The sequence below is a fragment of the Capnocytophaga canis genome (assembly GCF_000827555.1).
GTDB classification, from domain to species: Bacteria; Bacteroidota; Bacteroidia; order Flavobacteriales; family Flavobacteriaceae; genus Capnocytophaga; species Capnocytophaga canis.
Map to the genome: position 1 here is coordinate 31680 of NZ_CDOI01000142.1, position 26511 is coordinate 58190.

The following is a 26511-nucleotide window of genomic DNA, read 5'->3' on the forward strand; positions in this document are numbered from 1 at the left end:
TTATGTAGTCGAGAAGATAACGTAACCCACGCTGTGAAGCTACAAAAGAAATTATTTAAAAATAAGGATAACGCTAATAGGAAAAAACAACAAAGTAAGATTACATTAAAACTTAGAAGAGATGAAAACGAGAGAATTGATAATGTTCTTGGCTGTGTTAATATTTGCAGCCTGTTCAACAGATGAGATGGAGGATTACGAATCCTTGATGGAAAAATCGAATAAAATAACTTTTGTAACACAGAAGGAAAAAGGAGAAAGCATTTGCCTCAGTTTGGAGGCAGAAACATCGAAACAAAATGCTGTTTGGATTGATTGGAACAATAACAAAAGAGAAGATGTTGGTGAGAAGTTTAACGAAACACTTTTTGGACAGTACACTATTTTTGAAGTAGATGCTCCTGAAATTACTATTTATGGCGAAGTAACTGCACTATACATCCCACGAGCAAAAGTGGAACGATTGGAGGTTAGTAAAAATCCTGCACTGGAAAAATTATACTGCTCGGAAAACAATATTAAGGAGCTTGATCTGTCAAAAAATGTAAATCTAAAAGAACTGGATTGTTCCGAGAATAGCATATCCTCACTTGAATTGGGTAACAATCTAAAACTGGAGCAGTTGTCAATGGGGGTTAATCCAATCAGATCGGTAGATGTGAGCAGAAATCTCATTTTGAAACGAATTTGTGTTCGAGGAAGCCAGATTGAGAATTTGAATCTGAAAGCAAATGTAAGCCTAGAGGAATTAAATTGTAGCGATACCAATTTGAAATCCTTGGACGTCAGTAGAAACATAAGTCTTAAAACAATCTTTTGTTATGGAAATCATATTCAAGGGGAAAATATGACGGCTTTCATGAATAGTTTACCACAGCGTTGTGACATAACAGGTTTCCTCTACTTGACAGCTAACAAAACCCCACGAGGAAAAACAGAGAAAAATGTTTTTACAAATGGTGATATTAATATCGGAAAAAACGAGAAATGTTGGAGAGTTATTGTTAATTTCCACAAGGAATTATAAGCTAAAAATGCCCCAAAATACGTGTCAAATGGGGGAAGAAATGCAAAATCGAACACATTTATCATAAATTAATTAAAGCATTTTATGATTTAGACAGGATAAAATCCTGAGTGAACTAAAATTTTAACTAAATTGAAATACAGGAATCTATGAAAACAAATATTCTAAAAGCAACACTAGGATTGCTTGTGGTATTTTCGCTACAAATCAATGCACAGAACGATCCTGAACTCAACAATAAAACAGTTGAAAAGGGATATACCAAATCAATCGGAGAGATTAGAAAATCTTATACACAGTTAGATGAAAGGTTATATCACAAGCCTTATGACAATCCTGCGTTCAAAGAATTTTATCTGCTGGATGCCAACAGTGAGCAAGCCTTGATCTCACAGGAAATTTATACACATCAACAGTTGAACAATCGAGGATTGCGTGAAAGTATTCAATCCAAGTTATTTGAGGTAAATTTGCCCAACAAAGGAGGAAAACGTTATTCTTTTCAAGATGACAATGTTATACACGCTTACTTCGCTGTGTTTAACGCTGATCCTGAGGGCATTAAGCCTTATTCGTTCTATGTTTCAGGTAAAACTTTATTGGAAGCCCATCGCTATGGAGACATCACTTTTGAAGCAAAATATGAAGATAATGAACATACAAAGGTAGTGACCGATAGTGGTATTCTTCAACTGCTTTACTCTCACAGAGCTCGTGTAGCAGATATGGGGCTTGAAGTGGTACGTTTAGACCAAATGGTGTATGACAAAACACCTTTCAACACCATCGGAGCAGCTTTTTTTGGAATGCTAAACAACATTGAAAAATTCGAAAAGGCTGGGAAATACGATAGCTGCAAAATGAGTTTCAGAATTGCTACAACAATGAAAGAACATTTTGAGAAGCATCCCAAAAAAGTACAAGATGATAGTTATCTATTTGTGTTAAACAAATATGAACAGATAAAACAAAGAGTAAAAGGCTGGGATGCTCATACGGCAAAAGGTATAGATATGCCAAAAACATACAATATGACACCTGCAACAACGCAAAAAGCTTTGGCTGACGCTAAAAAACAATTTGAAGGAGCTTTTAAAGTAGACAAACTTGTGTTTTTAGAAAAAGATTGGAAGACATTCAAAAGTCCAAACTATCCATACGAAATCACGCATCGGAGTTTGTTAGTGGGACTTTTGACTAACGAAGGAGGCGTAACGTACTTGCGTCAGTACAATCTACAACAGCCAGGCGACGGAAAAAAATGGCAAAACAAATACCAATTTACAGCTCCTTTTGATGGGACACACAATCCTAGAAAAATCAGCAAATAAACAGGAGAAACAAAACTATTCAAAACGTATTGTTTCTAAAAAAATAGTTACTGAATGTAATTGAAACTTTCCCTTTGAATATAAAGTATAAGAATTTTAACTAAACTTATCAATAAGAGCAAGAAAAATGCAAAACATTAGTGAAAATTAATTATCTTTGTAATGTTAAATTAGGTTTTTAAACATATTCGAGGTGATGATGATATTTCATCTCACCTTGAGTGTGTTTTTTACCACAAAGAGCTTTCATATTGACGAAAATTTGCAGAAACTTTTGTAAAACAATAAATTTACAGATTATGAAAATTAAAGTAATACTTAGTATCGCAGTGATTACCTTACTGTGGAGTTGCAAAAGCAACAGTGAGAACGACAAAGTTTCGGTTGAAGCTGCCGAAAAGTGGTTGTATGCTATATTCCAATGTCCTAACGGGAATGGATTTTGTTTTCCTGAATGGGGAGGGGATGATAAACTCTATACGAAACGATTTTTAGAATTTTACAATGAAGCCATTGAGCTTTACAGTTTTTGGGCAGAGGATAACTACGATTCGGAAGAAGCTTTGGAACAAGCCAGAGCTCAATATAAAAAGAAATGGGCAAGTGTTTATAACCCAGTGAAAGAAGATGATCTTAATGTGTTTGGAACAGGAAATGGAGATGTTGACAAACTTGAGGACTTGAAAATAAAACACTTAAAAGACCTGAGTTTTAATGTTTTTATAGACTATGGGGAGGTGAAAACTTCGTCAGACGTGATACTTGTTAAGAACGGGGATAGTTTTCAAATTGATTATATGAACACTAATTTTATTGACTGATATAAAATATTATCAGAAAAATAAACAAATCTGGAGAGCCTGTTTTCTGTGTTGAAATATGGGATCAAAAAAGCAAATAAAAATATTTTGAAAAAATGAAATTTATTTATTTTATAGTTGTAACATGTTTATTGATTGTGAGTTGTGAAACGACACCTAAAAAGCAAAACACGACCGAGGGACAAATCCCAAAAGAGGTTTCTTTACCTGAATTGTCTCAAGGAGAGACAGTCGAGTTTGAAGATTCGTTTTGTCGTATAGTCAATCAAGATGATGAAAATGAAATGTTTAACAAATTAAAAATCCAAGCGAAAAAAGAAGGAATAGCCTCTTTTGAATTGGCATCGGATAACGAATATGTCTCATTAGAAAAGGTTGACAATCATTTCTTGTTGGTCAGTTTAGGTACAGGCGGAACCCGTGATTTGAAGGCTTATAATCTTAAAACAGGAGAGAAAATATTAGAGGCATCATCTTCAGTTTGGGGAATTGAAACAGGAGAGGAAAGTGGCGTGTTTTACATCTACCTGTACGGAGAGGAAACCCCTCCCGGAATATATTGGGAAGAAGCTACAAAAACCTGGAAATCAAACACGGAAATACCTGAAAATTTAATGAATGACCAGTTAGAACAACAAAAAAAAGAATTTGAAAAAAGAGGTTTTCTAACTGATGGATTTCCAATCATATGTTTAGAAAAATATAAATTTGACATAAACCAACGGAAGGTAAGTGGTACAGGAGAGTATAGATGGGACTACGCTCAGTAGTTTCTTTTGAAAAACTGTACATTAAACTTTTTCTGCTCGCCTGTGATAAGACTAAAGTAGATATAACCTTTCCGCAGATACAAAACAAAGGCAGGGATAAAAGTAATATGTGTTACCCCAACAACAGAAACTTTATCAAATTCGGCACAAAGTTGATATTCTTGTAACAAATTGTTTGTAAGTGATTAAAAATCAGAATATATGAATAAATTAATTATCTTTTTTGTAGGTATATTTATCTCGATAGGTTGTAACAATCAACAGCCACGGGAACCGAAGTTTACATATGAAACTTATTTGAATCAGGACTACGAATTTCAGTTTGAATATCCAACGAATATGGATGTTGTAATGAACCATTTAGATGGAATTCGGCTTGGATATCCTGAAAAAGATATTCTTCTTGGAGGATATCATGCATTTATCATAAATGATGAATCTGATTGGGTTAATTTGAAAGAGGCGTATGATCAAGATTTGAAAAGTGAAAATGTAAAGTATTCTAATACAGAATTTCATGACGAAGATTACTATTTTCTTGAAGGAATTATAGACGGTAAAACATCGTTTATGAAATATACAATCAATAGTGAAAGAGGTTTTTATATTATTGAAATTCAGTATACGGACGAGAAAGATGCTCAACTGTGTAAAGCAATCGTGAATCACGCCAAAAATACTTTCAAAAGAATCGAATGATAAAGAAAATACTTAGTTACATTATTCCTATTTCGGTACATAAACAAGACTCACAGGTGAGTACGTCGTTGGAGGTGTTATTACACAACGGTCGCTATATACTTGATACACCGAATACGAACTATTCCTATGGAAGTCTTCAGCGTATTCTGCGATTTGGCTTGAAGAAAATAGGTTTCGCACGTGTGCGAGAAATGGAACGTATTTTAGTAATGGGACTGGCAGGAGGAAGTGTTGTGAGAACTCTGATTGATGAAATAGGTTACCAAGGGGCTATGACAGCGGTTGAATTAGATAGTGAAGTAGTTGATATTGCAAATAAGTATTTTATAATCAGTGATATAGATGGTTTAGACATCGTAATTGATGATGCTCAGAATTTTGTCAAAACAGCAAAACAAACCTATGACCTAATTGTCGTTGATATTTTTCAGGATAACCACATGCCTGATTTTCTATTTTCGAAAGCTTTTATCAATCAAACAATTTCATTGCTGAATAACAACGGAATCATTCTGTTTAACACAATGAAAGTAAGAAAAGAGGACGCCATCAGGAATCTGCGTTTTGTTGAGTATTGCAAAAAATATGCGACAGTAAAGGTTCTTCCTAATGTTGAAGGAAGCAATGAGTTATTACTGATTTTTAAGAAAGACACTATCTCCTAAAGTGCGTGAATTAAAAACTTCGATACGTTTAGTATAATTTTGTTCGTTTCGTTTTTCTTCGTACGTAAACGAGAAATGCACTCATTACTTTCTTTTGAAGGTGATGGCTATTTTGAGATTTGTGCTAAAATATTTTAAGGGAATACTATTTTTTTTAGAAATAAAATGTTACATTTGTGGTTTCTTAATAAAAAATCATATAGTAATGACTCAAAAAGCAACAATAATCTACACTAAAACCGATGAAGCTCCGTTATTGGCGACCCATTCTCTATTGCCTATCATCAAACGATTTACGACTTCGTCAAATATTGATTTTCAGTTGAAAGATATCTCCTTAGCGGGACGTATTCTGGCGAATTTCCCTGATTTTTTGACCAAAGAACAACAGGTGGAAGATGCTTTAAAAGTTTTAGGAGAATTAGCAACACAACCTGAGGCTAACATCATTAAACTACCAAACATTAGTGCTTCAGTACCTCAGCTGATTGCTGCCATAAAAGAGTTACAATCCAAAGGATACGATTTGCCTGACTACCCCGAAAATCCGACTACCGAAGGAGAAAAACAGATTAAAACACGTTACGATAAAATTAAAGGAAGTGCCGTAAATCCAGTGCTTCGCGAAGGAAATTCAGACCGAAGAGCTCCAAAGGCAGTGAAAAACTACGCTAAAAAACACCCTCATTCTATGGGCGCTTGGAGCAAAGATTCATTGACCGAAGTAGCTACTATGTCCACAGGCGATTTTTGCCACAGTGAAAAGTCGGTAACTACAGAAAAAGTAGACAACGTACGAATTGAGCTTACAACCGCTGAAGGAGAGAAAATAGTCTTGAAAGAAAAAACATCTTTACAGAAGGGCGAAATCATTGACGCAGCAGTGATGAGCAAAAAAGCCTTGCTTACTTTCCTAAAAGAACAAGTACAAGTGGCAAGAGATAAAAACATTTTGTTTTCATTACACATGAAAGCTACGATGATGAAAGTATCTGACCCTATTATTTTTGGACATGCAGTGCGTACCTTCTTCGCCGATATTTTTGAAAAACACGCAAATATTCTAAAAAAAATCGGAGCGGACGCAAATAACGGCTGGGGTGATATCATCGCTAAACTGTCGAATTTGGAAAATACTGAACGAGAGATTATTGAAAAAGATATTCAAACGGCTATCGAAAACGCACCTGCTTTGGCAATGGTAAATTCTGATAAAGGGATTACCAATTTACATGTGCCAAGCGATGTTATTATTGACGCATCAATGCCCGCAATGATTCGCAATTCAGGAAAAATGTGGAATGCCAAAGGCGAAGCTCAAGACACCTTGGCGGTGATTCCCGATAGCTCTTATGCAGGAGTTTACAAAGAAGTAATCGCATTCTGTAAAGAACACGGAGCTTTCGACCCAACTACTATGGGGACTGTTCCGAACGTAGGACTGATGGCTCAAAAAGCGGAAGAGTATGGCTCTCACGACAAGACTTTTGAAATCCCTGCGACGGGAATAGTGAACGTTATTGGGGAAGATGGAGTGGTTTATTTGTCTCATAATGTAGAAGTTGGTGATGTTTGGCGTATGTGTCAAGTGAAAGATGCGCCTATTCAAGATTGGGTAAAGTTGGCAGTTTCACGTGCTAAAGCAACCCAAACTCCAGCCGTTTTTTGGTTGGATAAAAACAGAGCCCACGATAATGAACTTATCAAAAAAGTGGAGGAATATCTTAAAAATTATGATCTCAACGGTTTAAATATCCAAATTTTATCACCAGAAGAAGCTACTGTTTATACGTTAAAACGCCTAAAGAAAGGGGAAGATACCATTTCTGTAACAGGAAATGTACTTCGTGATTACTTAACTGATTTGTTCCCTATCTTAGAGTTAGGTACCAGTGCCAAAATGCTTTCTATTGTACCTCTGATGAACGGAGGAGGATTGTTTGAAACAGGAGCTGGTGGATCTGCCCCAAAACATGTGGAGCAATTTTTGGAAGAGAACTACTTGCGTTGGGATTCATTGGGCGAATTTTTGGCATTAGAAGTTTCATTAGAGCATCTTGCAGAAACTTTCAACAATCCAAAAGCCTTAGTTTTAGCCAATGCTCTTGGTGAAGCTACCGAAAAAGTGTTGGAAAACAATAAATCACCTCAACGAAAATTAGGACAATTAGATAACCGTGGAAGCCATTTCTATTTAGCTTTGTATTGGGCTGAGGCTTTGGCTAATCAAGATAAAGATCACCAATTGGCAGGTGAATTTGCTTCTATAGCACAAGCGTTGAAAGATAATGAGACGAAAATCGTTGAGGAATTAGTAAGCGTTCAGGGACATCCTGTCAGCATTGAGGGATATTATGCTCCGAATGAAAAACGAACTTATGCAGCAATGCAACCAAGTAAAACATTAAATAGAATCTTGAGTTAATGTATTTAAAAGAGGCTATCTAACTGAAAAAGATAGCCTTTTTTATTACTCTTCATTATTTTTTTTTCGAAAATAAAAATATATCATATTATTTTTTTTCGTAAGTTTGCGGGTGGTCTGTACAACTAAAATAATGATATTATGAAACGAGTACTACATATTACTAACAACCAATCTGCCTCTGAAAAATTGCAACAAACCTACGCAAAATCGGAAGTAATCACTTGGAACGAAATGCTTTGTGAGGGAAAAACAACAACTGATGTAGGTAGTGAACATTTTTGGAAAAATCGGTATGATTTTTTTAAAAATGAATATAATACGGAAAAATCATCGTTTATTGAAACCGTTTTGAAGGAATATAGAAACCTATGCAATCAAAAAACACAAGATGAAATAGTATTATGGTTTGCAGAAGACTTACAAAGTCAGTTTAACATGATAGGTGTGATTTCATGGATAAAGCAACACCGCAAAAATATTCAAGTGTCATGGGTTAATTTACTTCCAAGCAGCCAAACTACTGAAAAAATAAAACTTGCCTACACCCAGCGACATCCGCTAATTCAAGATGATATCGAATATGCTGATTACATTTGGCAACTTTATTGTAGCAATTCTCCTCTGCAATTAGAAAAACACACCAAAAACATACAAACTCGCTTAACAGCACTGCCTAATGCTATCCAACTCCACTTGAAACGTTTTCCTTTGGTGGCGAATGGCTTAAATAACGTTGAGATAAATATTTTAGAAACTATTTACCAACTCAATGGAAACCGAGATGCTGTGTTAAGTCACTTGGTAAAAAACGACCAAAAAATGGGATATGCTTCAGCTCAATATCAAAATCTGATTAATCGGTTAAGACCTTTACTTTCTTCATTAAATCCGTTAAAAATCAATGAAGATGCTGAAAAAGCACTCCGACAAGAGTTGAATGTTTACGCCTCACTGCGAAATGAACACGATTATTTTGGAGGTAGTTTAAAATACAATTTTTTGTATTATGAACCTGCTAATAAAATTATGAAGTTATAAAGGTTTCATATTTAACGACTTAAATACAAAGGTGTAAAAAATACTCTTTCTTTACTTGCGTAAGAAAAAAAAAAGATGTAATATTGCACCGTATTACAGTGGACAGGTCTCATAGCTCAGTTGGTTAGAGCACCTGACTCATAATCAGGTGGTCGCTGGTTCGAGCCCAGCTGGGACCACAAAGAAAATCAAGGCTTTACAGAAATGTAAAGCCTTTTCTGTTTTTTATGTGTGAAATGTTTTTTATAAATTTCTTGAGTCCTTTGCAAGAACCATTTATCCTCTATTTTTCCTGTATTTAGGATGATTTTTTTAGAAAATGTGTTTCTGAAAATTCGAAATTATGTTCTTTTTCATCATTTTTTCTCAATCTTTTGAGGCTATTTTAATTAAAATCTCCCTTTTTTGACCCATCTCGATTCCTTATCTACCCCATATTCAGCCACTTCCTTGAAAAAATGGTCTTGTTTTTCAACTTTTCCCTCGGGCAATTCTTCTTCTTTTCGGTATTGGGCAATTTCAAAAGTTTTCGGCTTTTTCGAATGAAACAAACTCTGCGTAATACTGGCATCTACCTTTACGCCTTGATGAATGATAATTCTGTGTTTTTCTAACTGATGATTGATTTCCGAAAGTAGTAAATCAAAGGCTTTCTTTTCGGTAAGCTCGGTGCGAAATCGACTTAAAACATTGTAGCTCGGAACATTATCCTCCAGCTGCATACCGCAGAATTTCATCGCCGATAGGCTGTCGTTTACATGCTCTTCTACCTTGACATCCGAGAGGTTGTTTCACATCCCGATAAGTAGCATTTTGGACAGCAGGAGTCCATCGTAAGGTTTTTCACCCGAGGCGGGAAAGTCCTTTTTGATAATGTTGGTCAATGATAGCGAAAATGGGTTTCCAATCGATAATAGTATCGACTTGTGCGTAAAAAGAGCCTTTTCGGGTGCGTCTTTCTACATCGTAAGCAGCAAAGGACATAGCGGATAGGGTTTTGCTGCGTTTCATAAAGCGAATATACAAAATAATCAACTAACAATCAAATAATTAAAAAGTTATTTTAGGGAGATTTGTCTTGCAAAGGTCTCTTATTCTTTAAATCAGCAAAATGACCGTCAATAGCATTAGTTGTATTGGGAATGCCTAATTCATAATTATCATACCAAGTAAACAACCAAGGCAGATTGTTTTTTAAACTTCTGTAAGCACTTCTAAGTTTTTTATGTGTATAAAAACACAACTATCCGAAATATTTTAAAAATTCTTGTCTTTTTTTTAAAATAATCCTATATTTGTGGATTAGGTACAGAAAATAAAATTAAAAGCATATATGATGAAAACGTCAGAGAAATTATTATTATTACGAAAACAAATGCAAACCGAAGGAGTGGATGCGTTTGTAGTATTCAGTGCCGATCCGCATTTAAGTGAATATTTACCAAAAGAATGGCTTGAACGTCAGTGGATTTCAGGATTTACAGGGTCAGCGGGATTTGTGGTTATTACCGAAGATAAAGCAGGTTTGTGGACGGATTCTCGTTATTTTGTACAAGCTCCTATAGAACTTGAAGGGTCGGGTATTGATTTGTTTAAAGAAGGTGTGGAAGGTATACCTGACTATACGGATTGGTTACTTTCAGAGCTTCCTGAGAAATCGGTAGTTGCTGTGAATGCATTAGCAACATCACATGTAGCTTGGGAAAAATTGGAAAAGGCACTAGCTACTAAACATATTGAACTGAAAGACAACCCTTTGTTAAATAAAGTTTGGGTAAATCGAGAGAAAAGTCCTTTACATTCAATTTTTGTACATCCTGACAAATGGGCGGGACAAACGGTGGCAGAAAAATTGAAAGCTATCCGCGAGAAAATGAAGCAACAAAAAGCAAACCTCCATATTATCACAGCTTTGGATGATGTAGCTTGGACACTCAATCTCCGAGGGAGTGATGTAGCGTACAATCCTGTATTTCTGGGTTATATAGTTCTTTCTAATGAAGATACTTTTTTGTTTGTTGATACACAAAAAGTTACCGATGAGGTAAGAGCTCATTTGACCCAAGCAAACGTAACGATAAGGGCTTATTCCGATTTCTTTCCATATCTTACAGAAATAAAAGATAAACAGATTCTTATTGCACCAAATACAAATCAGGCGATTTTCAGGGCAATTCAAGGGAATGTGCTTATCCAATCTCCTGTTCCTGGAAATTTAATGAAGGCAGTAAAAAATGCTACCGAATTAGAAGGTTTCCGTACCGTAATGGTTCGTGACGGTGTAGCTTTAGCTAAATTCTTTTATTGGCTCACACATCAAGTAGGTAAAGAACCAATGACAGAATACAGCATAGGGGTTAAGTTAAGAGAATTTCGAGCGGCTGGAGAAAATTTCGTAGGAGAAAGTTTTGGAAGCATTGTTGGATATCAAGGAAATGGAGCTATAGTGCATTATTCTGCTCCTGAAACCGGTAGCAAAGAGGTGTTTGCAGAAGGAAGTATCTTGGTGGATTCTGGAGGACAGTATTTAGAGGGGACAACCGATATTACGCGTACTATACCGTTAGGAAAAGTATCGCAAGAGTTTATCAACGATAGTACGTTGGCTCTTAAAGGGATGATTCAACTCTCGTTGGTGAAATTCCCCAAAGGAACACGTGGTGTACAGCTGGATGCTTTTGCACGTATGGCTCTTTGGAAAAATAACAAAGACTATGGACATGGTACAGGACACGGTGTAGGTAGTTTTATGAACGTGCATGAAGGCCCTCAAAACATTCGTAAGGATATGAACCCACAGGAGCTATTGCCAGGAATGGTTTGCTCAAATGAACCAGGTTTTTACTTAGAAAATAAATATGGGATTCGACATGAAAATTTAGTTGCTGTTAGAGAAGTCTGTAAAAATGAGTTTGGTACATTCTGTGACTTTGAAACCTTAACTCTTTGTCCGTTTATGGCAACTGGTATTAATCCTACACTTTTGACTGATGACGAGAAGCAATGGCTGAATGCTTATCACAAAACTTGTGAAGAGAAAATCGCTCCACACCTGGAAGGCGAAGTGAAAACTTGGTTTTTGGAATTGGTGAAACCTCTGTAGGTCTGTTCAAAAAAAAGAGTATATGCTACTGTATATCAGATAAATAATTTATATATCTGCTACAAACGAATCCCCGAAGTTCGGCGAAAACCGAAAATCGGGGTTTTGTGTTAAAAATTGAATTCCAATGCTACAAAATTTTTAAATAGAAAAGAATAGTTATACCTTTTAGACGCCAAATTGTTTTTTCTGATTTTCAAAGCTAAAAAACAACCAAAAAAAGAAAGAAATCCAACAGTTGGGATGAAGTCTGCTGTTTTTTTAACACTCTGAAAGAAAATTAGATACTTTACAAATGAACCTAAAGAATTTCATCAATATGTTGCATCACATCGTGGATGATTGCAGTATCGTCCACGATGTTTTGTGACAATTCCTTTTTCGACTCCTGCAAACGAATGATTTTCTCCTCAATGGTGTTTTTTGATACAAAACGAATAACGTTCACCTTGTTTTTTTGCCCTAAACGATGAGCTCTGGCAATGGCTTGTTTTTCGGAAAAAGGATTCCACCACGGATCCAAAAGCAACACATGAGAGGCTTTAGTGAGATTCAACCCTACTTCACCTGCTTTGAGCGAAATGAAAAAGAATATAACTTCTGGTTGATTTTGAAAGGCTTCTACTTCCTTTTTCCGTTCATCCGTTGGTACACTTCCTGTCAATTTCGCATATTTTAGATTATTTTCAATGCACCATTGTTCAAAAATTGCCAAATGTGACACAAAACTACTAAAAACTAATGCTTTTTGTGATGAATTAGCTATTAATTCCATATAACTAATAACCTCTTCATACTTTCCAGAGGGTATATCGCTGTTTTTCTCCACCAATTTAGGATGATTACTAATTTGACGTAAACGCATGAGCATATTTAAAGCATTCAGTTGCGAAATCTGTCCATCAACTTGTAGTAATTGATTGCGAACTGCTGATTTTTCACGTTCATACCATTTTTCTTGAGCCTCGGAAAGCTCACAATAAGTGATTTGTTCTGTAAGTTCAGGCAAATCATCCAATACTTGCTCTTTTGTTCTGCGGAGCAAAAACGGCCTGATGATTGTTTTTAATTCCTCCAAAACAATGGGATCCTTTTTCTTTTCAATGCCTTGCTTAAAATATTTCGAAAACTGAGAAAAGCTCCCTAATATATTTGGGTTTATGAATTGCATTTGCGACCATAAGTCACTGAGGGAGTTTTCGATAGGTGTTCCACTGAGTGAAATTTTATGCGTAGCTTTGATATCGTGAATAGCTTTGAAAATCTGCGAGTTTTTGTTTTTAATTCGTTGACTTTCATCTAAAATCACATATCGAAATTCATGTTTATGGAATAACTTAGCGTCTCGTGTCACAATAGGGTAGCTGGTGAATATTACATCGTAATTCTGCAAACGATTAGTTTTACCTTTACGCTCATTACCAACATATTGCGTACATTTCAGATGCGGTGCAAAGCGTTTAGTTTCGTCATACCAGTTGAACACTAACGATGAAGGCAAAATTACCAAGGCTTTTAGCGGTTCTTTCTGCTGCACACAATCAAATAAATCGGTTGGAGTGGTATTTTCCTGCATGGGCAATCGGTCGTGAATATCAACCAACAAAGCGATGGTTTGCAAGGTTTTTCCTAAACCCATGTCGTCCGCCAAACATGCTCCCAAGCCGTTGTAATGATGATCCAAAAGCCATTGCACACCTTCCTTTTGATAGGGTCGAAGTGTAGCTTTTAAGTTAGGAGATGGAACATATACAACACTGTTTATCAACTGTTTTGGTTGTAGTTCAGGCGTATCGTTCAACAGAGCATAGTTACTTTTAGGTAACTGCAATTTGCCTTCATTCACTTTACTAAATTTTACAATTGTCCCGTAACGAGCAAACCATTCTTCGGGAATTAAAAAAACAGTTCCGTCAGGCAATATATAAACTGGATTATTTTCCTTAATATTTTTGACTAATTCCTTAAAATGAAACGTATTATTCCCTTTTTTTACATGGATTTTCAAATCAAACCAATCATTTTCGGTATATATGTTATCAAAAATAAGCTCAAAATTGTCTTTATTTAGTTTTTTACCTTCAATTTCTATGGAATTCATATTAATATTCTCAGAAATAAAAGCAGAACTGTGTTCCAAAAGATGATATACTGACGCATAAAGACCTTCTTTTTGAACGAAAAATAAACCATTTTCCTCTTCAAAACTTATTTTCCTAAATAAATCATATATTTTTTCTTCAGACGATGTATCTCTTTTATAAGTTATGATTTGTATGGCGTTATTTTCATCTACTTCTAGAACAGAATGGGAAATTCGACCTTGGTTACTGAAAAAAACATAACCTCCATAATTGAATCCCACCGAAATTTTATAGCGATTTTCAAAAAAATCATTGACTAAACGCAATTCCGATGACTGAATACTATTTTTTTGTAAAACGTTGAACCCTATGGCATTGATTTCTACTTTCTTAAGAATTTCTTTAAGAAACTTATCGAAATATTCATGAACCATTTTCTCAGGAATATGAACTTCAGTTTTATTCAAAAAAGGTTTTATGTTCAATGCTTTAATATGATTCACACGCATTAACTCTCGATTGATAACAATCCATGATTTTTGATTGTTCAACAATTCAATTTTTTGTTCCGAAGGAATCATCTTAGTGTCATTGTCATACAAAAACAAACGATAGTTAATTCCTAAGTTTGTTTTTTCAAACTCTAAAAAAGGTTTTATGATTTTTTCACTAACCTGAATGCGTCTTTTAAAAATTTCATCCCTACTACTGTATTCTAAAGTGGTTATAAATTCATTTTTGGCAATAATCTCTAATAAAACATCCGTTTTTTCTTCAATATATCTTTGAATAAGTTGTTTTTGAGTGATGTTTTTATAAATAATTTCTAAGGAACTGCCTTTTTTTACAAATTTTTGCAGTAATACTGTTCGTTGTAAGCTATTAACCAAGACCAAAGCCTCTTTTTGTTGTAAATTTATGGATAACTCAGGTAATCCTAACAACACGGAATCCGTAGCTTTTTTAAAAAAATACCACGCCTTGCCTTTTTGCTGAGCAATATAAGCATTAGGCAGATAAACCGAAAAATCAGTGTCAAACGTAAAATCAAAAAAAAGTAAATACATATTCTTAGCGATGAAGTTCTTGTTTGTACTTTTGGAAAAAAAATGTGTTAATGATTTTCATTCCAGTAATAACTATCTGAATATATACGTTTTCCAAAAATAGCTGTTCCAACTCGGATGATTGTTGCTCCTTCCTCAATGGCGATTTCTAAATCATTACTCATTCCCATTGAAAGTTCAGAAACATCTACATTTGTTATGTTCAATCCGTTGATTTCTAATTGTAAATTCTTTAATAATTGAAAACATGGTCTAACTTCTTCTGATTTTGCACTGAATAAACCTATAGTCATCAATCCTTTGATGTGTAGTCGATCAAATTGAGCTACCTCTTGCACCAAAGCAATGGCTTTTTCTGGAGCTATTCCAAATTTACTAGCCTCGTTCGATGTGTTTACCTGAATGAAAACATCCATATTTTTATTTTCGTAAGCCAATCGCTGTTGTAATTTTTGAGCTAGTTCAATTCTGTCAAGCGATTGAATACAACGGATATCATATCTTAGAATTTCTTTTATTTTGTTAGTTTGCAGATGCCCAATAAAATGACTCGTATGTGGGATGTCCTTCAAAGCATCATATTTTTCTTTGACCTCTTGCACTTTGTTTTCAGCAATGAGGGTATATCCTGCATTCAATACTGTTTTTATCCGCTCTGCATTAACCGTTTTGGTTGCCAAAAGCAATTTTACTTCCTTTGGATTTCTTCCTACTTTCTGACAAGCATTTTCAATTCGTGCTTGAATTTGATTTATATTTTCAGTAATATTTTGATTCATTGGGGGAACAATAATAAATTTAGACCTCACCAAGCATGAATATCATGTAAAGAAATATCAAACTTGGTAAAGTCTAAACAGTTTAAAAATAGATATTTACACCGAAACGTTATATTCTCTCAAAGCGTCATTCAATGAAGTTTTTTTGTCGGTGGTAGCCTTGCGTTTTCCGATAATCAATGCACATGGCACTTGAAATTCACCTGCTGTAAATTTTTTAGTGTAACTTCCTGGGATAACTACCGAACGCTCTGGAACATATCCTTTCAATTCTATTGGAGTTTCTCCTGTTACATCAATGATTTTTGTGGAAGCTGTAAGTACCACGTTTGCTCCCAAGACAGCTTCTTTTTCCACTCGAACGCCTTCCACTACAATACAACGCGAACCAATGAAAGCACCATCTTCTATAATCACAGGAGCCGCTTGTAAAGGTTCTAAAACCCCTCCAATACCAACACCTCCGCTCAAATGTACATTTTTCCCAATTTGAGCACAACTTCCTACAGTTGCCCAGGTATCAACCATGGTGCCTTCATCTACATATGAACCTATATTAACGTAGCTTGGCATCAAAATCACGCCTTTTGAAATATAAGCTCCATGCCGAGCGACTGCATTAGGAACTACACGGATTCCTTTCTCTTCATAGCCTCTCTTCAACGGAATTTTGTCGTGATACTCAAAAATTCCCGCTTCTAAGGTTTCCATTTTCTGTATCGGGAAGTACATCACAACGGCTTTCTTAACCCATTCATTTACCTGCCATCCGTTTTCAGTAGGTTCTGCCACACGCAACTTTCCACTATCCAACAAATCAACTACTTTACGAATAGCGTTTTGTACGCTTTCATCTTTAAGAAGCTCTCGGTTTTCCCAAGCTGCTTCTATCGTATTTTTTATTTCTGTCATACTGCTATAGTGTTGTTTTTTTAATATCCTATTTTTTCACGCACCCTTTTTAGTACATCTGTTGCTACTTTCTGTGCTTTTAAAGCACCTTCTTGTAATATTTTCTCTAATTCATCTAAATTTTCCATATAATAATGAAATTTCTGACGCGGTTCGGAGAATTTTTCTAAAATAAGTTCATACAAAACCTGTTTTGCTTGTCCATAACCATAGTTTCCTCCTTCATATAGATTTCGCATAGTTTGTATCTGTTCATCCGAAGCCAACAGCTTATATAGAGCAAAAACTTTACATGTATCTGGTTTTTTAGGTTCTTCAAGCGGTATACTATCGGTTTGGATACTCATCACCTGTTTGCGAAGTTGCTTTTCTGGAAGAAAAATATTGATGTAATTATTGCGTGATTTACTCATTTTCTCTCCGTCTGTTCCAGGGATAATCATAATTCGCTCCTCAATTTTAGCCTGTGGTAATACAAAAGTTTCGCCCATTTGGTGGTTGAAACGCGAAGCCACATCACGTGTGATTTCGAGATGTTGTAACTGATCTTTGCCTACGGGTACAATTTGGGCATCATACAAAAGGATGTCAGCTGCCATTAACATTGGATACGTAAAAAGCCCCGTATTCACATCTTCCAAACGATCTGCCTTGTCCTTAAATGAGTGAGCAAGTGTCAAACGTTGGTAAGGGAAAAAGCAACTCAAATACCACGTAAGTTCCGCTGTTTGAGGCACATCACTTTGTCTATAGAACGTAATTTTATTATAATCCAACCCAAAAGCCAACCACGTAGCCGCTACGCTATATGTGTTTGCTTTAAGTTCTTGACCGTTCTTAATTTGGGTAAGCGAGTGCATATCCGCAATAAAAAGAAAAGATTCATTTTCAGGATTTTGAGCCATTTCTATTGCCGGCATAATTGCTCCAAGTATATTGCCCAGATGGGGAGTTCCTGTACTTTGAATGCCGGTTAAAATTCGTGCCATATTCTTTGTTTTTTTAAATAAAGTCTACAAAAGTACAAAATCATTTTTATTATTTGTAACTTTGTATGCTACTTAAATCAAAATTACTCAAAATGAGACCATATATCTTAGCAGAAACAAATTGGAAGACTATCCAAAAAACTAATTTTAGCATAGCCGTTTTACCTTGGGGAGCTACGGAAGCCCACAACTACCATTTACCTTATGCCACCGATGTAATTGAATCGGAATGTATTGCTTCTGAATCGGCACGAATTGCATGGGAACAAGGTTGTAGAATCATCGTACTTCCTGCCATACCTTTCGGAGTAAATACGGGACAAGCTGACATTACCTTAGATATCAATATCAATCCAAGCACTCAATTGATTTTACTTTCGGACATTGTCGAAACCCTCAACCGCCAGAACATTCATAAATTAGTGGTACTCAACAGCCACGGCGGTAATGATTTCAAGCCTATTCTACGAGAATTAGGACTAAAATTTCCTAAAATGCATATTTCTGTGTGCAATTGGTTTCAAAATGGAGAGAAAAAAAACTATTTTGACCAAATTGGCGACCATGCCGATGAGATGGAAACCAGTTTGCTAATGTACCTGCGTCCTGAATTAGTACTTCCTCTGTCTGAGGCAGGCGAAGGTAAAGAGAAGAAACATAAAATAAAAGAATTTACAGAAGGTTGGATGTGGTCAGAACGCAAATGGTCAAAAATCACTGCCGACACAGGTGTCGGTAACCCTAAATTAGCTACCGCTGAAAAAGGAGAGCGATATTTTAAGTTCATCACTGAAAAAATTGCTAATGTGTTCATTCAGTTGGAAAAACTGGATGTTGAGCACCCATACGAATAGTCAGAATCTAACCTCATACTGATTCTCCGCATCGCTTTCCTCTATTGAAAGTAAAGACTGTTGATGCTGAGGTTAAAAAAATATTAATTTTTTGAGTTTATTGCGTTTATTCTCAATGAATGCAATATCTTTGTGCATTCAATTACTAAAAAAAGTGTAATACAAATATGAAAAAAATTACCTCTATCGTTTTTTTCCTCTTGTTTGGGGTGATCTTCGCCCAACAGCAGACCCATACAATTAAAGCAAATGAGAGTATTGACCACATTGCTAAGACTTATCGTGTGTCACCATCCGATATTTTTAAGCAAAATCCAGGACTTAAAGATAGTATGAAAAAGGGTATGGTGATTGTTATTCCAAGTGGAAAGGTAAAATATTACAGTACACAACGCCCAATGGGATTTATACCGCATACAGTGGAAGCTAAAGAAACATTCTTCGGGCTTTCTCAAAAGTACAACATCACCATCGATGATATTAAACGGTATAATTTTGATTTATATACACGTGGATTACAAGAAGGAGAACTAATCTCAATTCCTATTTTCAGTAGAGCTACTGGGACTGTTGAAAAAGGTGTGCAAGGACAAAAAAAATACGTAGTAAAACCTCAAGAAACCCTGTGGCGTATCGCTCGTGAACATAACATCAGTCAAGCAGAATTAGAAAAAATGAACCGTGGAGTTACGGCAAGTAACCTCAAAGATGGCCAAGAAATTTGGGTACCTGCCGTTGAAAGTGTTGCCTCAAAACCAAATCATAGAACGGATTTAGTGCCTTACGCTGTAGAAAAAGCTGAGGGTTTTTATAGTTTGCAACGTAAATTTGGCTTGTCAGAGGCAGAACTTATCAAATTGAATCCTGAATTAAAAGATGGTGTAAAGGCCGATACTCAAATTTGGATTCCGAAGGAAAATTACAATCGATATCGCTATTCAATGACCTCTTTTGAGGAAAAAAGTTTTCCAGATTCGAATCAAAATGTGCAATCGCTATCATCGACAGAAAATGTACGTCAGTTATCTTTTGTGCTTCCTTTCAGAATATCAGATATTTCGGAAGAAAACAAATCTGCCGCACTTCGTACACGCTTAGGAGACAATCGTGCCACGCCTATGGCAACGGATTTCTATTCGGGAGCTATGATTGCCTTAGATTCATTACAAAAAATGGGGTATTCGTTTAAAGTCAATGTGTTTGACAGTGAAAATAACAACATAAAAAATATAATCGCCGATGAGAATTTGCTAAACTCACAGCTAATTATTGGCCCTTTTTCAGCGAAATCCTTTAATGATCTGACAAAACATATTACCAATGTTGCGGTATTGGCTCCTCTATCAAACCGAAATATTGATTTAAACCCAAACGTATTTCAAACACTTCCAACTGATGAGGTACAACAAAACAAAATGATTACTTACATTTCTGAAAATCACTCAGATGCAAACATTTTGATTTTGGCAGACTCTAAGAACACTGCGATTCGTGAACGATTAGCAAGTAGTTTTCCGAACGCAAAAATCGTTACTGAAGTTACTGCAAAATCAATTCCTAATGCCATTGATTACAACCGTCTGAATTTTGTTTTGATTCAATCCAATGACATTGGCTATGTGTCCAACGCGGTGCGTGTGCTACACGGAGCTTTATCTCTTAAAAAGAACGATATTTCTCCAAAAATCATCTTGGCTACTATTGATAGAGGAAGTGTTTTTGACTCTAATAACATTTCTAACAATCAGTTGTCGGATTTGCAGTTCACCTATCCTACTTTCAATAAATACTCCAACGGAGATGACAGTTTTTCGCAACGCTATGTGAAAACATATGGTGTTTTGCCTAATCGATATGCTATTAGAGGATTTGACATTACAATGGATGCCGTACTGCGATTAGGAGTTACTGGAAACTTTGAACAATCAACATCACATGTGGGCGAAACTTCCTACTTAGAAAATAAATTTGCCTATCAACGCAACCCTTACAAAGGTGGAGGTTACGAAAACCAAGGTGTTTTCATCGTTAAATACGAAAATATGGAAGTAAAAGAAGTAAAATAAACTTGTATTTTCAAAAATAATATCTAAATTTGCACCCGATTTGGTCAACCTCTGGCGAAAGACGTGAATGTTGCCCAATGATAACTAAATTATATTTTAAATTTTTATGGAACCTTTATTAAAGTACGTACAAGACAATTTTGTAGAAAGAAAGGATTTTCCTGAATTTTCATCAGGTGACACTATCACAGTGTACTATGAAATTAAAGAGGGAGATAAAAAACGTACACAGTTTTTCAAAGGCGTAGTGATTCAACGTAAAGGAAGCGGAGCTACTGAAACATTTACTATCAGAAAAATGTCTGGAACAGTAGGTGTAGAGCGTATTTTCCCTTTCAATTTACCTGCTCTTCAAAAAATCGAAGTGAACAAAAGAGGTAAAGTTAGACGTGCAAGAATCTACTACTTTAGAGGACTTACAGGTAAAAAAGCTCGTATTAAAGAAGTTCGCTAATCGAATTAGTGAATATGTAAAAGTGAAAAATGAATTTCAAACTCATTTTTCACTTTTTTTATTTAAGGCTATCCAAAAAAAATCGTTCGAGTTAAATTTAATCTGTAACAACCTGAATTAGAATAAATTAACTTTTAAAAAGTCACAAAGATCTATTTTTTAAGCCTATTTTCTTCTATATTTTTACAAGAGAATAGTTTCTTTGCTACGTAATCACTATACTCCTCGCATTATTTTAGAAATTCACTTACTGGTGTATACTCTAATCCAAAGGTATTTGCTACAGCTTGGTAAACTACTTTTCCTTGGATAATATTCAATCCTTCAGCTAAACCTCGGTTGTCTTGACAAGCTCGTTTCCATCCTTTGTTTGCCAAATCAATAGCATACGGAAGTGTAGCGTTTGTTAGAGCCAACGTAGAAGTGTAAGGAACAGCTCCAGGTATGTTGGCTACACAATAGTGAACGATACCATCAACTTCATACACAGGGTTGCTGTGGGTTGTTACTCGTGAAGTTTCAAAACATCCTCCTTGGTCAATAGCAACATCCACCAATACAGAACCTTTTTTCATCAATTGGAGCATATCACGAGTGATTAAATAAGGTGCTTTTGCTCCAGGAACCAACACTGCTCCAATAACTAAATCGCAATGAGCCAGTTCTTGCTTGATATTGTACTGGGATGCAAACAAAGTTTTTATATTTTTAGGTAAAATTGAATCCAACAAACGTAGCCTTGGAAGCGAAATATCCGCTATCAGCACATTAGCACCTAATCCTGCGGCTATGATAGCGGCATTATAACCTACCACTCCACCGCCTAATACCAGTACACGAGCTGGATGAACTCCTGGCACTCCGCCCATAAGCACCCCTCGTCCTCCTTGAGGTTTTTCTAAAAAACGAGCTCCTTGCTGAGCTGCCATACGTCCTGCCACTTCGGACATGGGAGTTAGTAGTGGCAAAGTATTGTTTTCAGTGACCGTTTCGTATGCCAAACATACAGCTTTTTGTTTTATCATAGCATGGGTAAGAGCTTCTTCTGCTGCAAAATGGAAATAGGTGAAAATCAATTGGTTTTCACGTATTAAATCATATTCAACCGCAATAGGTTCTTTCACTTTGTAAATCATTTCCGATTGAGCATAAATCTCCTCTATAGTTGGCAACAACTTAGCTCCAGCTTCCACATATTCCTCATCAGAAAATCCACTGCCTTCACCCGCCGTTTTCTGGACATAAACCGTATGTCCGAATTTTACAAGTTCATTCACGCCACTTGGAGTGGCTCCAACACGATTTTCGTTGTTTTTAATCTCTTTTGGAATTCCTATTATCATAATAAATACATATTAAAATTGAAGCCATAAAATTACAAAAAAAAAGAAAACAAACAAAAGTATTGAAAAATTAAGATGAAAAATTTAACTGATTATTTATAAACGCATTAAATTTTCGCTAAAAAGAAGTTTTTTTATGAGAAAATCCATTAAAAAATATATATTTGCATATCGAATATTTTCTACATAGCTGTGTTTCACTTTTTTTATGTGTTACTCATGGCGGTGATAGAAAAATGAACTAATAAGATTCAACCTATATGAAAAATCTTTTACTAACATTTGTTTTTTTATGCACTGTTTGGGTAACACAGGCTCAGACCCCGTGTATTGATAGTTTCACGGCAACACCTACTCCCGGATCGTGTTTTTCTGATGCAACTTTAAAGGTAGAATTACCTGCTGGTTGTACAGGAAACTATTTGGCGGTTCTGACACCACCAGAAGGAACCGGAAACGTTGAATATCAACAATTGACGGGAACTCCTGCTTCCTACACCTTTAATGCTTTACGCGCTGGAACGTACACCGTAACAGTTATGGATCAGGATTCTGGTATACAAACTGCTCCTAAGATAGTTAACGTAACCAGCTCCTACGTGATAATGAACATTCAGGAGATTAAACAATCCCCTCCTACATGTTTAACTCAGAGAAACGGTAAAATCACATTTAGAATACCTACAGGAGGGACTGGTCCTTTTAGAGTGAGTGTTGAAGATCCTAACGGAAATGTTTTATATGCTCCCGAAGATTTTGCACGACCTACGGGAAGCAATGTAATAAGCATCGAAGGGTCAGGCTCTAATTCCATCCCGTTAGGAAATGTAGTATTGGTAATAGAGGATTTGGCAGGAGATGTTGTACAATGTGGGGAAACACGCCGAATTCCGATGGTTATGACGGGGACAATAGTACAAAACTATGAATGCTTAGGGGTAGGAGTAAAGCCTCAGAGTTTTGAGAGAGACCCTTCTGGAGTCTGTAAGTACAGAATGACGTACAGTTCTCATTTGCTTACGGGAGGTGGATACATCTACTCGAACTTAAGCGGTGCGGAAAGAACTGTACTTGACAACCTGATGAAACAGTCGGGTACTTTTGTGGTGGAGAACGTGACCAAAGGAACTATCACGGATTTTTCATCCAGCTTTTCAGGGGGGTGGTACTACACAGATTATGCCTTTGAAGAAAATGATGAAATTAAAGTGAGAGTACGAGTTAACATACTCACCGTACCGCCTATTTTTGAACGAGACGACCATTTCAAGTTTGAAGAAGTGACCCAACAAGCAGCTCCAACTGTTTCCTATGGTATCTCTCGAACAGCTGATTGTATACCCGTAGAGAAATTATATATTTATGTTAACAAATACAATGGATTCAGAACATACAACCACCTAATGTTCCCAACAGACAATAATAAACGAATGTCTTTCCACATAAGATGGGCGGTAAAAAATAATACCGATTTGATGAACCATGTGGATGTATATAAATTCGACGAAGGCACTAACACTTGGACAGGCCCTTTGACTACAGGTATCATAAAATCTAATAATCACATTGACGTAACAGCCCATGGAGCTGGGAAATACAAGGTGAAGTATAGGTTGAATGCTCACGAAGGTTGTTACCCTGACGCAGAAAAAGAAGTTGAGATTAAAGTCCCTCCCCTTCCTAAACCTCCATTAGAGAATACGATAAATGTTTTGCAGCCTGGTCTTGGTATTTATGAGGGTACAGGTTATATCTACAATTACTTTTATGGTAACAATATGAAACTGCATTTGGCACGTACAGATGGTCAAACTTCTGTATCTTTCCAAACTAAATTACCATTAGAAACAGACACCTACACTCGCACGGTAAAATTCCCTATCGAATTTACAAACAATGGAGGGACACGCAACATCGGTGATCTACCTCCTGGGGAATACATAGTAACCGTGACAGATGCTTGTGGAAATATAGCTTCGAAAACATTAACCGTTACAGGGCGTCTTCCAATAAAGTATCAGGAAACAATCACTAAGGATTGTCAATTAGGGACTTATACCTATAACTTTGATCGAAATGACCCCCTGGCAAGAAACATGCAAGCAACGCTACAGCGAAAAACAGTCAATGCATCAGGAGTTGTCACTTGGGTTTCTATGACAACAACTCATCCTCGTATTTCTGGATATACCAACACCTTTGTAAACATCCCTACAGGAGAATATCGAGTGGAGTTTTATAATTATTATTACACCTATATAGCTCCCAATGGTTCAAAAAGTTCTCATTCAGGTTATTCTTTCTTAGAAGAGGCGTTGAACGGAAATCCGTATTTCCATGGTAGCACGTATGCACAAAATTTTAGAGATTACGCATACTTCGAAATTAAAGAACAAGAAATTATTGATCCGGATATTATTAGCTCATCTTGCGATGCTTCCACACCAGCATACGTGGCTGTAAACATCAATAATCCTCATGTTATTTCCTATCCATTGACTTATTCGTTGATAAACCCTATAACGAATGCTGTAGTAGCGTCACAAACATATTCGTCAGGAGGAACATCCCATGTGTTCTCTAACATTCCAACAGGGAAATACAAAGTGATTACGGCACATCGTTGTGGTTCAGTGCCGAAAGATGTAGAAGTGTTAGCAAATAACTTCTATCCTCCTCGTATGATTCCACTGGTAAACCGCCCCGATGTTTGTTCCCCTGCAAATGTTATTTTGAACTTCACGGGAATTGAATCTCTGTACGACATTCGTTGGTTCAAGCTAGATGAACAAGACAATCGAGTGGGTGGAGCATTACATACTGGACGTGTGTTCCTAACTACTGTAACTAAAACGACCACCTTTGAGGTGGAATATAACTTAAAACAATCCATAATTTGTAATCAAGGAGAAATCAAATCCTTGAGACGTACAATCACCATTCCTCATGATGATGAGGCTCCTGTTGTGGCACCAATACCTGACATCACACAAAGGCTACCTTTGGGACGATGTTTAGCTCCTGTTTCATGGACGGTATCGGCTACGGATAACTGTCCGCCTGTAACAGTAAGTAGTACGCATACTCCAGGAGATGAGTTTCCTTTGGGTGTAACTACCGTTACCTATACTTTTACAGATTTATCAGGAAACACAACCACCCGTACTTTCTTGGTAACAGTTCTTTCGAACGCTTTGGATCTTAGTTTGACATCTCGTTATGTGAATGGTAGTAATACGCCTTTATCCGAATTATCTCCGACTTCTGATGCGTTCTTATATGAGATCCGCTACAGAAACAGTGGTGGTGAGCACATCACTACTGCTACGATGACTGTAGTGTTACCATCAAACAGCAATGTTACTTTAGACGGAAGCCCGATGCTAACAGCAGCCTCAATGGGAAGTTTTGTGCCTACATACACCTATGACACGGCGAGTCGTACCTACCAATTTGTCATTCCTGGCGAAACCTTACGACAAGCATCTGCTGAACGAATAATCCGTATTCCATTAAGAATCACTGGAGGTTGTGAACAAGCTATTAAACCATGCTTGGATCATCTGTTAGCAAATACTTCTGTAGTTTTTGGAGGTGGCCCTGCGGGTTGTAGTTTGGCTCCGCAAATGCGCACACACACAACTACTATCAAAATTAACACCGACAGTTGTCAGCGTCAGGAATTATTCTGTGGTGAAGAGGTTGTTCTTACTTCAACGGAAGGCTTTGACAGTTATCAGTGGTACAAAAATGGTGTTGCAATTCCTGGAGCTAACACCGCCTCTTTAACAAGTAGCGGAGCGGGAATCTACAAAGTTATCAAAACCAACACTTGCAGCGGAATAACGGTAACTAACTCAGAAACTGTCAATTTAGTAGCTCCTGCTGTAGCCATTGACCCAATAAGAGCATTGGCAAACAATATCGGTATGGTGTGTTCGAACAACGGACTTTGGACGAGTTTATTTTTCTTGTGTGAATCGAATTCACGACTATTGACGGTGAGTTTCCAAAACACTAACTTTATATGGCAACGAGCCAATGGCTCCTGCCCAGCTCCATTCCAAGGATGTCCGTA

21 protein-coding genes and 1 tRNA gene are annotated in these 26511 nt (G+C 36.4%); 14 read left to right on the forward strand and 8 right to left on the reverse strand.

The annotated features are described in order from the left end of the window. Positions 1 to 121 precede the first annotated feature (121 nt). The 9 genes from CCAND38_RS05385 to CCAND38_RS05425 all read left to right on the forward strand — a co-directional run bounded on the left by CCAND38_RS05385 (position 122) and on the right by CCAND38_RS05425 (position 8961). Positions 122 to 1027 (forward strand): leucine-rich repeat domain-containing protein, encoded by a 906-nt coding sequence (locus CCAND38_RS05385; RefSeq protein WP_156129769.1) that lies wholly within the window; start codon positions 122 to 124, stop codon positions 1025 to 1027. Positions 1028 to 1176: 149 nt separating this feature from the next. Further along, positions 1177 to 2358, forward strand: coding sequence for a hypothetical protein (locus tag CCAND38_RS05390; RefSeq protein ID WP_042344222.1), 1182 nt, complete (start codon positions 1177 to 1179; stop codon positions 2356 to 2358). Positions 2359 to 2657: 299 nt separating this feature from the next. After that, positions 2658 to 3179: a hypothetical protein gene (locus CCAND38_RS05395; RefSeq protein WP_042344223.1), complete on the forward strand. Its 522-nt coding sequence runs from the start codon at positions 2658 to 2660 to the stop codon at positions 3177 to 3179. A gap of 95 nt (positions 3180 to 3274) precedes the next feature. Further along, on the forward strand, positions 3275 to 3949 hold the full coding sequence (locus CCAND38_RS05400) for a hypothetical protein (RefSeq protein WP_042344224.1): 675 nt from the start codon (positions 3275 to 3277) through the stop codon (positions 3947 to 3949). A gap of 201 nt (positions 3950 to 4150) precedes the next feature. Beyond that, positions 4151 to 4648, forward strand: coding sequence for a hypothetical protein (locus CCAND38_RS05405; protein WP_042344225.1), 498 nt, complete (start codon positions 4151 to 4153; stop codon positions 4646 to 4648). Next, positions 4645 to 5316, forward strand: coding sequence for a spermidine synthase (locus tag CCAND38_RS05410; RefSeq protein WP_042344227.1), 672 nt, complete (start codon positions 4645 to 4647; stop codon positions 5314 to 5316). The genes CCAND38_RS05405 and CCAND38_RS05410 overlap by 4 nt, the downstream gene beginning before the upstream one ends. A 205-nt stretch (positions 5317 to 5521) precedes the next feature. Further along, positions 5522 to 7741 (forward strand): NADP-dependent isocitrate dehydrogenase, encoded by a 2220-nt coding sequence (locus tag CCAND38_RS05415; RefSeq protein ID WP_042344229.1) that lies wholly within the window; start codon positions 5522 to 5524, stop codon positions 7739 to 7741. A gap of 141 nt (positions 7742 to 7882) precedes the next feature. Continuing rightward, positions 7883 to 8782: a DUF1835 domain-containing protein gene (locus CCAND38_RS05420; RefSeq protein WP_042344231.1), complete on the forward strand. Its 900-nt coding sequence runs from the start codon at positions 7883 to 7885 to the stop codon at positions 8780 to 8782. A 105-nt stretch (positions 8783 to 8887) separates the two neighbouring features. Further along, positions 8888 to 8961, forward strand: a tRNA-Ile gene (locus CCAND38_RS05425). Positions 8962 to 9171: 210 nt separating this feature from the next. Here the strand turns inward: CCAND38_RS05425 and CCAND38_RS11615 are convergent. From CCAND38_RS11615 to CCAND38_RS11510, 3 genes are all read right to left on the reverse strand, one after another. Next, the gene (locus CCAND38_RS11615) at positions 9172 to 9519 is read right to left on the reverse strand and encodes a transposase (RefSeq protein ID WP_156129770.1); all 348 of its coding nucleotides are present in this window, start codon (positions 9517 to 9519) and stop codon (positions 9172 to 9174) included. Positions 9520 to 9625: 106 nt separating this feature from the next. Then, a complete protein-coding gene (locus CCAND38_RS11620) occupies positions 9626 to 9793 on the reverse strand; it encodes a hypothetical protein (RefSeq protein ID WP_156129771.1) in 168 nt (55 codons plus the stop codon). A 52-nt stretch (positions 9794 to 9845) separates the two neighbouring features. After that, positions 9846 to 10025, reverse strand: a complete 180-nt coding sequence (locus CCAND38_RS11510; protein ID WP_082023492.1) for a hypothetical protein — start codon at positions 10023 to 10025, stop codon at positions 9846 to 9848. 93 nt (positions 10026 to 10118) lie between these two features. Here CCAND38_RS11510 and CCAND38_RS05435 point away from each other — a divergent pair, with 93 nt between their 5' ends. After that, positions 10119 to 11885, forward strand: a complete 1767-nt coding sequence (locus CCAND38_RS05435) for an aminopeptidase P family protein (RefSeq protein WP_042344249.1) — start codon at positions 10119 to 10121, stop codon at positions 11883 to 11885. A gap of 301 nt (positions 11886 to 12186) precedes the next feature. On the opposite strand, the gene CCAND38_RS05440 is transcribed toward CCAND38_RS05435, so the two are convergent. From CCAND38_RS05440 to trpS, 4 genes are all read right to left on the reverse strand, one after another. After that, positions 12187 to 15036 carry a DEAD/DEAH box helicase gene (locus CCAND38_RS05440; RefSeq protein ID WP_042344234.1) on the reverse strand — a complete coding sequence of 950 codons (2850 nt, stop codon included), beginning with the start codon at positions 15034 to 15036 and terminating at the stop codon, positions 12187 to 12189. 47 nt (positions 15037 to 15083) lie between these two features. Next, positions 15084 to 15815, reverse strand: coding sequence for a YggS family pyridoxal phosphate-dependent enzyme (locus CCAND38_RS05445; protein WP_042344236.1), 732 nt, complete (start codon positions 15813 to 15815; stop codon positions 15084 to 15086). Positions 15816 to 15911: 96 nt separating this feature from the next. After that, the gene (locus CCAND38_RS05450; protein ID WP_042344237.1) at positions 15912 to 16727 is read right to left on the reverse strand and encodes a 2,3,4,5-tetrahydropyridine-2,6-dicarboxylate N-succinyltransferase; all 816 of its coding nucleotides are present in this window, start codon (positions 16725 to 16727) and stop codon (positions 15912 to 15914) included. Positions 16728 to 16747: 20 nt separating this feature from the next. Beyond that, entirely contained in the window at positions 16748 to 17716 is a 969-nt protein-coding gene (gene trpS, locus CCAND38_RS05455) for a tryptophan--tRNA ligase (protein WP_042344238.1), read from the reverse strand. A 92-nt stretch (positions 17717 to 17808) separates the two neighbouring features. Here trpS and CCAND38_RS05460 point away from each other — a divergent pair, with 92 nt between their 5' ends. The 3 genes from CCAND38_RS05460 to rplS all read left to right on the forward strand — a co-directional run bounded on the left by CCAND38_RS05460 (position 17809) and on the right by rplS (position 21090). Beyond that, positions 17809 to 18570 carry a creatininase family protein gene (locus CCAND38_RS05460; RefSeq protein ID WP_042006038.1) on the forward strand — a complete coding sequence of 254 codons (762 nt, stop codon included), beginning with the start codon at positions 17809 to 17811 and terminating at the stop codon, positions 18568 to 18570. A 167-nt stretch (positions 18571 to 18737) separates the two neighbouring features. Beyond that, positions 18738 to 20636, forward strand: a complete 1899-nt coding sequence (locus CCAND38_RS05465) for a LysM peptidoglycan-binding domain-containing protein (protein WP_042344239.1) — start codon at positions 18738 to 18740, stop codon at positions 20634 to 20636. A 106-nt stretch (positions 20637 to 20742) separates the two neighbouring features. Continuing rightward, positions 20743 to 21090 (forward strand): 50S ribosomal protein L19, encoded by a 348-nt coding sequence (gene rplS, locus CCAND38_RS05470; RefSeq protein ID WP_042006040.1) that lies wholly within the window; start codon positions 20743 to 20745, stop codon positions 21088 to 21090. Between the two features lie 230 nt (positions 21091 to 21320). Here the strand turns inward: rplS and ald are convergent, their stop codons facing one another. Then, the gene (gene ald, locus CCAND38_RS05475) at positions 21321 to 22433 is read right to left on the reverse strand and encodes an alanine dehydrogenase (protein ID WP_042344240.1); all 1113 of its coding nucleotides are present in this window, start codon (positions 22431 to 22433) and stop codon (positions 21321 to 21323) included. A gap of 260 nt (positions 22434 to 22693) precedes the next feature. Between ald and CCAND38_RS05480 the strand changes: the two genes are divergently transcribed. Beyond that, on the forward strand, positions 22694 to 26511 hold a 3818-nt coding region (locus CCAND38_RS05480), incomplete at its 3' end, for an HYR domain-containing protein (RefSeq protein ID WP_042344241.1).